At 69.6% G+C, this 9,234-nt stretch carries 11 protein-coding genes and 1 tRNA gene; 6 read left to right on the top strand and 6 right to left on the bottom strand.

The window, feature by feature from the left end; genetic code table 11:
• From FNH04_RS35165 to FNH04_RS35145, 5 genes are all read left to right on the top strand, one after another.
• Nucleotides 1-665: SPFH domain-containing protein (locus FNH04_RS35165; protein ID WP_265581083.1), on the top strand; the 665-nt coding region annotated here is incomplete at its 5' end.
• A 171-nt stretch (nt 666-836) separates the two neighbouring features.
• On the top strand, nt 837-1,442 hold the full coding sequence (locus tag FNH04_RS35160; RefSeq protein ID WP_152789906.1) for a lytic polysaccharide monooxygenase auxiliary activity family 9 protein: 606 nt from the start codon (nt 837-839) through the stop codon (nt 1,440-1,442).
• A gap of 91 nt (nt 1,443-1,533) precedes the next feature.
• Complete coding sequence (locus FNH04_RS35155) at nt 1,534-1,950, top strand: DUF3592 domain-containing protein (protein WP_152789905.1); 417 nt, start codon at nt 1,534-1,536, stop codon at nt 1,948-1,950.
• A gap of 119 nt (nt 1,951-2,069) precedes the next feature.
• Complete coding sequence (locus FNH04_RS35150) at nt 2,070-2,516, top strand: DUF3592 domain-containing protein (RefSeq protein WP_152789904.1); 447 nt, start codon at nt 2,070-2,072, stop codon at nt 2,514-2,516.
• A 40-nt stretch (nt 2,517-2,556) separates the two neighbouring features.
• Nucleotides 2,557-4,275, top strand: coding sequence for an AMP-binding protein (locus FNH04_RS35145; RefSeq protein WP_152789903.1), 1,719 nt, complete (start codon nt 2,557-2,559; stop codon nt 4,273-4,275).
• Nucleotides 4,276-4,404: 129 nt separating this feature from the next.
• Here FNH04_RS35145 and FNH04_RS35140 read toward each other — a convergent pair.
• The 6 genes from FNH04_RS35140 to ehuB all read right to left on the bottom strand — a co-directional run bounded on the left by FNH04_RS35140 (nt 4,405) and on the right by ehuB (nt 8,677).
• A tRNA-Lys gene (locus tag FNH04_RS35140) sits at nt 4,405-4,478 on the bottom strand.
• A 132-nt stretch (nt 4,479-4,610) separates the two neighbouring features.
• On the bottom strand, nt 4,611-5,369 hold the full coding sequence (locus tag FNH04_RS35135; RefSeq protein ID WP_322724743.1) for an IclR family transcriptional regulator: 759 nt from the start codon (nt 5,367-5,369) through the stop codon (nt 4,611-4,613).
• 213 nt (nt 5,370-5,582) lie between these two features.
• Nucleotides 5,583-6,359 (bottom strand): ectoine/hydroxyectoine ABC transporter ATP-binding protein EhuA, encoded by a 777-nt coding sequence (gene ehuA, locus FNH04_RS35130; RefSeq protein ID WP_152789902.1) that lies wholly within the window; start codon nt 6,357-6,359, stop codon nt 5,583-5,585.
• 10 nt (nt 6,360-6,369) lie between these two features.
• Nucleotides 6,370-7,020 carry an ectoine/hydroxyectoine ABC transporter permease subunit EhuD gene (ehuD, locus tag FNH04_RS35125; RefSeq protein ID WP_152789901.1) on the bottom strand — a complete coding sequence of 217 codons (651 nt, stop codon included), beginning with the start codon at nt 7,018-7,020 and terminating at the stop codon, nt 6,370-6,372.
• The gene (ehuC, locus tag FNH04_RS35120) at nt 7,020-7,754 is read right to left on the bottom strand and encodes an ectoine/hydroxyectoine ABC transporter permease subunit EhuC (protein WP_152789900.1); all 735 of its coding nucleotides are present in this window, start codon (nt 7,752-7,754) and stop codon (nt 7,020-7,022) included. Before ehuC ends, ehuD begins: the two co-directional genes overlap by 1 nt.
• The gene (gene ehuB / locus FNH04_RS35115; RefSeq protein ID WP_152789899.1) at nt 7,751-8,677 is read right to left on the bottom strand and encodes an ectoine/hydroxyectoine ABC transporter substrate-binding protein EhuB; all 927 of its coding nucleotides are present in this window, start codon (nt 8,675-8,677) and stop codon (nt 7,751-7,753) included. Before ehuB ends, ehuC begins: the two co-directional genes overlap by 4 nt.
• A 107-nt stretch (nt 8,678-8,784) precedes the next feature.
• Here ehuB and FNH04_RS35110 point away from each other — a divergent pair.
• The coding region (locus FNH04_RS35110; protein WP_194236913.1) for a DUF3830 family protein at nt 8,785-9,234 on the top strand (450 nt) is incomplete at its 3' end.

Genomic DNA, 9,234 nt, shown 5'->3' with positions numbered 1-9,234 from the left:
GGACCGGAGGGGCATGGGTGCTGGGGCTGTTCGGGCGGTACCGCGGGACTGTGCGGCGAACGGGGCTCATGTGGGTGAACCCGCTGTCACGGCGCCGCCGGGTCGACGTGCGGCTGCGGCACTGGCGCAGTGAGCCGATGCAGGCCGTCGACACCAACGGTGTCGCCCTGCGGATCGTCGTGCTCGTCGCCTGGAGGGTCAAGGACACCGCGCGGGCCGTGCTCGGGGTCGAGGACCACGAGCAGTATCTGCGGGAGTGCGTGGAGGCCGCGCTGTCCCGGGTGGTCTCGCGGCTCCCGGCCGACGTGTCGCCCTCCGCGCTGGTCAAGGACGCGACGCTGCGCAACACGGAGGCGGTCGGCGAGTCGCTGACCCGGCTCGTGGCGGCGGACACGGCACCGGTGGGGCTGGAGGTGTTCTCCGCCCAGCCGACCCGGATCGAGTACGCGCCGGAGGTGGCCGCCGTCATGCAGCGCCGCCGGATCGCGGCGCTCGACGCGCAGCACCGCGACACCGTGCTCGCCTCCGTCGTCGACTCGGTCGAGGACACCGTGACCCGGCTGACCATGCGCGGTCTGGTCGAACTGGACGACTACGAGCGCAAGGCACTGGTGAAGGACCTCACGGTGGCGTTCTGCACGGGACGGCGCGAAGGCTCTCCCTGATGGCCTGGAATGACCGCGGATTGGTATGGACATGTTCAACTGCCGGTCATAACCTGGGACTTGGTCTAGACCTGGAACCCGTGCGTGTCCTCTCACGGGACGCGCACTCCCCACAGCATCGCGATGCGCACGCACGGCTCACGGAACTCCCCACGTTCTCCAGGAGCAAGCATGCGTCAGAAGACCAAGTGGTACGCGGCCGCGGTCGGCCTCGCCACGACGGGAGCCCTCGTGCTCTCCAGCGGTGGCGCCTCGGGCCACGGCTACACCGACCTCCCCGTCAGCAGGCAGAAGCTCTGCCAGAACGGCACCGTCACGGGCTGCGGCGACATCCAGTGGGAGCCGCAGAGCGTCGAGGGCCCGAAGGGCTTCCCGTCCTCCGGGCCGGCCGACGGGCAGCTCTGCTCCGGCGGGGTCGGCCGGTTCGGCCAGCTCAACTCGCCCACCAAACCGGGCGGCGGCGCCTGGCCCACCACCAGGGTCACCGGCGGCCAGAACTACACGTTCCGCTGGCAGTTCACCGCCATGCACGCGACGACCGACTTCAAGTACTACGTCACCAAGCAGGGCTGGAACCAGAACCACGCGCTGGCCCGCTCCGACCTCAACCTCACCCCGTTCTTCACGGTGCCGTACAACGGCCAGCGCCCGCCGTCCACGCTCTCCCACACGGGCAGACTGCCGTCCGGCCTGAGCGGCCACCACGTCGTCCTCGCCGTCTGGACCATCGCGGACACGGGCAACGCGTTCTACGCCTGCTCCGACGTCACGTTCTGATCCCGGCTCGGGTAGGGTCCGCGTGCGCCGCGATCGGCTCCGGTTGTGTTGCGGCGTACGCGGATTCCTTACGAGCACGGGGGTGCGGCCCATGGACTGGGTGTTCCACATACTGTTCCCGCTGTTGATCGTCCTCTGCCTCTACGGCGGTTACGAGATCATCCGCAGGGACCGGCAGCGCCGCGCCGCCTGGAGCGGACTCACCGCGCAGGCGCGGGTGACACGGGCGTGGGTCACCACCCGGATCGTCAACGACGTGCCCCAGCGGATCCAGAACCACCAGTTCGACTTCACCACGGCCGACGGGCGCGCGGTGCGCTTCGAGGAGGCGGGTGGATCGCCCGACCTGGGAGTGGGCGACGAGATCCTGGTGCACTACGCGTCGGACGACCCCGACGCGGCCACGGCGTTCGAGCCGGGCACGGGCTCCACGAGGACGGTGCTGGCACTCCTCGTCCTCGGCGCGGGGCTGATCGTCCTGGTCAAGGTGATGATCCAGTACTGGTGACGGGGAACAGGTGAACCAGTGAGTTCTGAGCTTCCTCTGAGGAGATAGCGCCCGCCGCGCGGGTACGTTCCCGAACACGCCGCCGCCCGGAGCGGCGTACGGAACGTCGGGGGACGCACATGGAGTTCTTCCTGCTGTTGGTGCCGCTGCTGATGATCATGATCGCCATCCTGGTGTTCGCGGCGGTCAAGGCGAGCGGCCGTTCACGGGAGCTCAGACTGGCCTGGAGCAGCGGGCTGACCGCCGAGGCGCGCTGCCTGCGCACGTACACGAAGACCAGTGGCGGACACGACTCCTCCGTGCGGACGACGCTGCACCACGTCTACGAGTTCCGGACCTGGGACGGCCGCGTCATCCGGTTCGACGAGGCCCACGGGCCGTCGACGCGGGTCGAGGGCGACATCGTGATCGTGCACTACACGCCGGACCGCCCGGAGAGGGCCACGGCCCATGCGCCGAACTCCGTCAGGAACGGGCTGGGTACGGGGCTGATCACGGGCTGCCTGGTCGTGATGATCCTGATCGCCCTCTTCCTCATGCTGGCCGTATTCTCCCTCGTCGCCTGAACCTCCCAATCTGACGAGACGTCAACTACCGTGCGGCCGCATGGAGTCCATGAGACGTACGGTCGCGGAGCTCGTCGCCGACCAGTGGGGTGACCACCGGCCCGGGCTGTGGTTCGAGGATCTGGTGCTAAGCCATCACGAGGTGGCGGCCGGGACCGCGGCCCGGGCGGCGCTGCTGGGTGACCTGCTGCCGCCGGGCGCCGAGCCCCACGTGGGTGTGCTGCTCGACAACACCCCCGAGTACCCGCTGTGGATCGGCGCGGCGGCGCTGGCCGGTGCCGCCGTCGCCGGGATCAACCCCACCCGCCGGGGGCCGGAGCTGGCCCGCGACATCCTGCACACCGAGTGCCGTGTCCTCGTCACCGAGCGGGCCCACCTCCCGCTGCTCGACGGCCTCGACCTGCCGTGGGGGTCCCCCCGCGGGAGCGGAGCCGAGCGTGGGGGAATACGGCTGCTCGTGACCGGGACGGAAGGCTACGAGGACCTGCTCGCGTCGTACACCGGCGCCACGCCCGACCCGGGCCGTGCCACACCCGGCCACCGCCTCCTCCTCTACTTCACCTCCGGCTCCACCGGCGCGCCCAAGGCCGCGATCTGCTCGCAGGGGCGGCTCGCGGCGGCCGGGCTGTCGCTGGTGCGCCACTTCGGGGTGCGGCCGGACGACGTGCACTACGTGTGTATGCCGATGTTCCACGGCAACGCGGTGATCGCCGACTGGGCGCCCGCGCTCGCGGCGGGTGCGGGGGTCGCGCTGCGGCGGCGGTTCTCCGCCTCGGGGTTCCTGGACGACGTACGGAAGTACGGGGCGACGTACTTCACCTATGTGGGGCGGGCCGTGCAGTACGTCCTGGCGACCGAACCGCGCCCCGACGACCGCGACCACGCGCTGCGGCTCGGCTTCGGGACGGAGGCGGGCGCGGTGGACGCGGCGGCCTTCGAGGAGCGGTTCGGGGTGCGGCTCGTGGAGGGCTACGGCTCCTCCGAGGGCGGGGCCGCCATCCAGTGGACGCCCGGAACCCCGGCCGGGGCGATCGGGCGGGCGGCCCCCGGGGACGATCTGGCGGTGGTCGATCCCGCGACGCGGGAGGAGTGCCCGCGCGCCGTCTTCGACGGTGACGGGCGCCTGCTCAACGGGGACGAGGCGATGGGCGAGCTGGTGAACCGCGGGGCGAGCCCCTTCGAGGGCTACTGGAAGAACCCCGAGGCGGACGCGGCGCGGCGGCGGTGGGGGTCCCCCGGCTCGAGGGAAGCCGGGAACGGGGGAGGCTGGTACTGGACCGGGGACCTCTTCTTCCGGGACGCCGACGGGTTTCTGTACTTCGCCGGCCGCACGGACGACCGGCTGCGCGTCGACAGCGAGAACCTCGCCGCCGCGATGATCGAGAACATCCTCGCCCGGTACGAGGGCGCGGACGCCGTCGCGGTGTACGCGGTGCCCGACCCGGTGGCCGGTGACCAGGTGATGGCGACGGTGGCCGGGACCTTCGCCCCGGTCGCCTTCGGCGCCTTCCTGGCGGCCCAGCCCGACCTGGGGACGAAGATGGCGCCCCGGTTCGTACGGGTGGTGGAGCGGATGCCGGTCACGGCCACGAACAAGATCCACCGGGCGCGGTTGCGGCGCGAGGGCTTCCGGTGCCCGGACCCGGTGTGGTGGCGGCCACCGGGGGAGCCCGCGTACCGGCGGCTGAGCGCGGCGGACGCGGCGGGGCTGGTGGCGGAGTACCGGGAGCGGGGCAGGGAGGAGCTGCTCGGCCGGTAGCGGCGAGGGTCACTGTGGCGCAGGGGGTGTGGGTGGCGAAGCCCCCACAACGCGCGGCGAAGCCGCGCAGGAACGACGATGGCGAGGCCGGTTCGCGCTTTCCGCGAACATGCCTCGCCATCGACATCGTGCGCCGCCAGGGACTCGAACCCCGGACCCGCTGATTAAGAGTCAGCTGCTCTAACCAACTGAGCTAGCGGCGCATGACTCTCGCTTTCCGCTCTCGCGGTCGGCGACACCAGAAATACTACCTGGTCCGGAGAGGTGTTTCCGACCGCGTAAACGTGACGTGGATCTCCTCAAACGTGACGTGGATCTCCCAGGCGAGCGAGGTGCTAGATCGCCAGGGAGAGGAGCACGGGTGCCGCGCCGCGGTTCAGCGTGTCCGCGGCCTGGCGGAGCCGGTGCGCGTGCTCGACCGGGAGGGAGAGGGCGAGGCAGCCGACGGAGGATCCCGCGGTGATGGGGACGGCCGCGCAGACCGTGCCCACCGCGTACTCCTGCAGGTCGAGGACGGGGACCGTCGGCGTCTGGGCGTCCAGCCTGCTCAGCAGGGCCTTCTCGTTGGTGATCGTGCGCGAGGTGAGGCGGGCCGGCCTGTGGCGGGAGAGATGGTCCCGCCGGGCGTTCAGGTCGAGCTGCCCCAGCAGGCTCTTGCCGATCGCGCTGGCGTGGCCGGAGGAGCGGAAGTCCACCCACTCGTGGACGGCCGGGGTCGCCGGGCTCTGCGCGCACCCGGTGATGTCGATCTCGCCGTCGACGTACCGGCTGACGTAGACGGCGGCGCCCACCGAGTCGCGCAGCCGGTCGAGGGTGTGCTGGAGCGTGTCGCGCAGGGCGAGGTCGCGGTCGCGGGCGGAGCCGAGGCGACTGAGGGCATCCCCGGTCACGTATGCCCCGTCGGCTGTCTGCTCGACGTACCCCTCGCGCCGCAGCATCCGCAGGAGCGAGGTCAGCCGCTCACTGCCGAGGCGGGTCTGGCGTGCTAGTTCGGCGTCGGTGACGCCGGCGGAGCGTCGTGCCACGGTCTCCAGGACGCGCAGGGCGTCCTGGGCCGAGTGGTACGGCGCGGTCGGCTCGTGCTTGAGCGCCACGGTTCCCCCTGCGCTTCTCGGGCCGGTTTTTGGACAGCTAAGCGAAGCTTGCCGTTGTCCACGATACGGCCCAGGAGGCGTACGGGGAGGGGTTGTTCATGAGAAAGTCGGTGCGCCCCCGGGGCTCCCAGCAGGGGCATCAGTACTCTGGCATATGCCAAAGTCATGCCCCAGGGGGCGGACCTGCCGTGTTGAAGCGTCTACCTCCTGTAGTCAGAGGACGGCACCGAGGAACTCCCGCGTTCGATCGTGCTCCGGATCGCCGAAGATCTTTTCGGGCGGCCCGGACTCGATGACATGGCCAGAATCGAACATCAGAACTTGGTCCGAGATGTCCCGGGCGAAGTTCATCTCGTGGGTCACGCAGAGCATCGTGATGTCGGTGGTGCGGGCGATGTCACGGAGGACGTCGAGCACACCCGCGACCAGCTCCGGGTCGAGCGCGGACGTCACCTCGTCAAGCAGCAGCACCTGCGGCCGCATCGCCAGCGCCCGCGCGATCGCCACCCGCTGCTGCTGCCCGCCGGACAGCTGGGTCGGATAGGCGTCGCACTTGTCCGCGAGGCCCACCAGGTCCAGCAGATCACGGGCCCGCTGCTCGGCCTCGTCCTTGGACAGGCCGAGAACGGTGACCGGAGCCTCGGTGATGTTGCGCAGCACCTTCATGTTCGGGAAGAGGTTGAACTGCTGGAAGACCATGCCGATCTTCTTGCGGACCTCACGGACCTGCTTCTCGCTCGCCGGGAAGAGCTGCTCCCCGGCGACGGTGATCGTGCCCTCGTCGGGCTTGAGCAGCGTCATCAGCAGCCGCAGGATCGTGGTCTTGCCCGACCCCGAGGGACCGATCAGCGTGACGTGCTTGCCCGCGTCCACGGAGAAGTCGAGCCCGTCGAGGACCGTGTTGCCCCCGAACCGCTTGGTCACATGGTCGAAGCGGATCAGCTCGCTGCCGTCCACCGGCGGATTGGCGTGGGCGTCGGGTTCTTTCATGAGCGGTGTGTCAGCGGACAAGGCGTCGCTCCAGGGTTCGCAGAAGGACGGAGGCCAGGTAGGAGATGAGGATGAAGGCCACTCCGATGACCGTGAGGGGCTCGGTGAACTGGAAGTTCTGCTGCGCGAAGAGCCGTGCCTCGCCGAGCATGTCCAGCACGGTGATCGCCATCAGCATCGGCGTGTCCTTGAGCATCGAGATCACGTAGTTGCCGAGCGCTGGCACCACACGGCGGACCGCCTGGGGCAGGATCACCGCCGTCCAGGTGCGCCGCAGCGGCAGGTTCAGCGCCGTGGCCGCCTCCCACTGACCCGCGGGCACCGCCTCGATACCGGCCCGGTAGACCTGCATCGTGTACGTCGAGTAGTGCAGCCCGATCGCGACGACACCCGTGGTGAGCGCGGCGAACGTGAGGTTCCACTCGGGCAGCACGTAGAACAGGAAGAACAGCTGCACCAGCAGCGGGGTGTTCCGGATGAACTCGGTGACCACCCCGACCGGCCAGCGGACGAACCGCGACGGCGTCCGCATCAGCAGCGCCCACACCAGCCCCAGCGCGAACGCGATCAGCGAGCCGAGCACCAGGGCCTGCAGGGTGACCAGCAGACCGTCCCAGAAGTGCGGCATGAAGTCGGCGACCGCGCCCCAGTCCCACTGCATCAGACACCACCTCCCGCGGCGACGCCGGTCGTCTCCGGGCGGCGCAGCTCCTGCTCGGGCGTGGGCCCGGGCTTCCCGGCTGCCCCGGCCCGGCCGACCCCGGCCTTGAGCCTGCGCTCCAGCCCCCTCATCACCCGTGTCAGCAGGAACGCGATCACGAAGTAGATCAGCAGGATGTACGTGTAGATGCCGGCGCTCTCCTGGAGGGCGAGCCGCACCAGGTTGCCGCTGAACGCCAGGTCGCCCATGCCCATCACGGACACCAGCGCGGTGCCCTTGAGCAGCTCGATCAGCAGGTTCGAGAACGGCGGGATCATCTCCGGCACCGCCTGCGGCAGCAGGATCAGCCGCAGCCGCTGCCAGGGTGTGAAGCTCAGCGCGATCCCGCCCTCACGCTGTGCCGGATCCACCGAGTTCAGGGCACCGCGCACGATCTCGGCGCCGTACGCCCCATAGGTCAGCCCGAGCGCCAGCGTGCCCGCCCACAGCGGCACCAGCTGCCAGCCGAACGCGGGCGGCAGCACGAAGAACACCCAGAAGATCATGATCAGCGCGGAGGTGCCGCGGAACACCTCGGTGTAGAAGCCCGCGAGGAAGCGGACGATCCACAGCCGGTGGGTGCGCGCGATCCCCACGCCGAAGGAGACGGCCGTGGCCAGCAGCGCGCTGAGGACGAGCAGCTGGATGGTGATCCAGATGCCGGCGAGTACCAGTTCCCAGAGTCCCGATGTCATCCGCGACAGAGCTCCTTCGCGGTCATGTCGGTCATCTCCGCCTTGGTGAAGCCGAACGGCTTGAGGATGCGGAACAGCTCACCGCTCTCCTTCAGCTTCCGCAGCTCGCCGTTGAAGGCGTCTCGCAGCGTCGTCTCGGTCTGCCGGAACGCGAACCCCCCGCCGTCCACATGCGGCTTTCCCTCGACGAGCGGCGCGAAGGGCTCGGTCGCCTCCGCCTTGCCCGACTTCTTGACGACTTCGCGGACGGTGAGCGCCGTCCCCGCGAACACGTCGACCCGTCCCGCCTCCACGGCGTTCAACCCGGCGACCTGGTCGGGAACGATCAGGATGTCGCTCTCCTCGTAGCCCGCCTCGACGGCGTATCCGATCTCGGCGTACCCGGTCCCGGTGGCGAACTTCGCCTTCTTCTCGACGACGTCCGCGTAGTCGTGCAGCCCTTTGGGATTTCCCTTCCGCACGATGAAGGCGTCCTTCATCTGGTAGTCCGGATCCGAGAAGATCACCTGCTCGCAGCGCTCGGGATTGATGTACATCCCGGCGGACACGACGTCGAACTGCTGCGAGTTGAGCCCGGGTATGAGCGAGCCGAACTCGGTGGGCACCGGCTGGACGCGATCGACGCCGAGCCGCTTGAAAATGACCTTGGCCAGCTCGGGCGCCTCGCCCGTCAGCTTGCCGTCCTTGTCGATGTAGCCGAACGGGATCTCGCCCGCGATACCGAGCCGGACAACGCCCTGGGCCCGGAGCCGGGAGAGAAGATCACCACCCTTCACTCCGGCCGCCGCGGTGGGGACCCGGCTGCATCCCGCGGCACCCAGCGCGCCGAACGCCGCGACCCCGGCGAGCAGCGACCGGCGGCTGGTCCCTCTTATCCCTGTGCGTGCGTCTGCGTCGTACTCGTACCCAAGTGGTGGAGCCATGGCCGCGCGGCTACCCGAGACCATGCGAGTTATGCAGATCGCTTTTGGCCCCGCCCCCGGCCGAGGCGCCCTTGACCGCGGCGGGCACACGGCATGCCATGGAGTGCATGACCGATCGCCACATCCAGATCTCGCTGGTCAAGCGGGAAGTCCACTGCACGGCAAAACTCCTGGACGACCGCGCGCCGCTCACGTGCGCGGCGGTGTGGGACGCGCTGCCGTTGTCCGGCGACGTGTATCACGCCAAGTACGCACGAAACGAGATCTACGCCCTGTTCCCGCCTTTCACGACATCAGAGCCACCTCTGGAGAACCCGACGGTAACGCCCATCCCCGGCGACCTGTGCTATTTCTCCTTCTCCGGCACCCAGTTGGGCACGCAGTCCTACGGCTACGACCGGGAGGTCCACCCCGGCACGACGGTCGTGGACCTGGCCCTCTTCTACGAACGCAACAACCTGCTCCTCAACGGGGACGTGGGCTGGGTTCCGGGGATCGTGTGGGGCCAGGTGGTGGAGGGTCTGGAGGCGATGGCGGAGGCCTGCGCCGACCTCTGG

It is taken from the genome of Streptomyces phyllanthi, from assembly GCF_009377205.1.
Taxonomy (GTDB): Bacteria; Actinomycetota; Actinomycetes; order Streptomycetales; family Streptomycetaceae; genus Streptomyces; species Streptomyces phyllanthi.
This window is presented reverse-complemented; position numbering and strand designations above follow the sequence as displayed.